The 1119-nt window shown below is 63.3% G+C and carries 1 protein-coding gene and 1 pseudogene; both read right to left on the reverse strand.

The features are described 5' to 3' along the window. Positions 1–292 precede the first annotated feature (292 nt). Entirely contained in the window at positions 293–685 is a 393-nt protein-coding gene (locus EOA38_RS37385) for a hypothetical protein (protein WP_126095658.1), read from the reverse strand. A gap of 125 nt (positions 686–810) precedes the next feature. Further along, positions 811–1119, reverse strand: a pseudogene (locus EOA38_RS37390) (glycosyl transferase family A); the annotation flags it as partial.

The raw sequence follows: 1119 nt of genomic DNA on the forward strand, positions 1-1119 counted from the left end.
CCTCGGCATGCGCCGAATGCGGGACCGCCAAAACGGCTGCTGTAACTGCGAGCAGCGCGCTTGCGAGGCTTGGCCAAAAGCTACGCGGCCCATTCGGGTGCGCGCGCGACATGCCGCAAGCCGCCGCGGTCATTGTGTTGTTGGGATCTGCGTTCATAACAAACTCACCTTGTGTTGTCCGCCCCAACCCAAAGTCATTCCTGGCCCGCCTCCTGCGAGCCGCTTCTGATCCTCTGCCCTTTTGAACTCCTCTGTTGTCTGGTACCGACGACGCGTGCGTTGACGTGCCTTTTCAGGCTCGTCCCGCCGACCTCGCCAATCCTACGGCCGCGCTGGCCTGCTCAGCACCTTCATCGACGATCGCGTCAAGCGAATGGCGCAGTTCCTTCATCAGGCCTTTCTGTCGGGCGAGTTCGGCGATGCGTCGCTCGTAATTCAGGATCGCGCCGGTCATCGCGCTGACGTCCGACGACTTATCTGTCGACGCGGAGCCATTCTCCATGGCCTCGACCAGGAAGGCCGCGTTGGCTGCCGTCGACCGGTAGCGATTCTCCAGCCCGGTCTTCTCCGCCTCGATCTCGGCGCCGATCTGGTCGAACAGCTTCGCCAGACGATCCAGTCGCTGGAGATCGGTCTGCCGGTCGCGGGCCGGGTCCCTGGATCTGAAGCCAAAAATCGAAGCCATTCGATCGGCCTTTCGCAATTGCTGCACCGCAACATAGACTGCCATTCTCGGGGCAAGTAGGCAACCGCGTAGTTTCGGAATGCGGATTTTTTTAGAAAATGGCTGGCCGCCGGAGCTGCGCGGGATCACTCTTCCGCAGCACTTGTCGCAGCCATCAGGAAGCGCATCGCAGGCACTTGCTGCTTTGCAGCAATGCCGGTGCGGCGGAACAGCGCGTCCAGCTTGTCGGCGGCCACGCCGCGAACGATCGGGATCAGATTGGACTGGCTGGCGAGGGCATACGCGGCGGCCGACGCCAGGCCGCGCTCCGCCTTCACATCGAGGAAATTGCGCAGCCGGTATTTGTCGCGCACATGGCGTTCGTGGCGCCGCAGCGCGGCCTTCGAGCCTTCCGGCAGGTTGCCCAGCGCCAGCAGCGCCAGGTCGGCGTCAGC

Origin of the sequence: Mesorhizobium sp. M1E.F.Ca.ET.041.01.1.1, assembly GCF_003997355.1 — a bacterium.
Classification (GTDB): domain Bacteria; phylum Pseudomonadota; class Alphaproteobacteria; order Rhizobiales; family Rhizobiaceae; genus Mesorhizobium.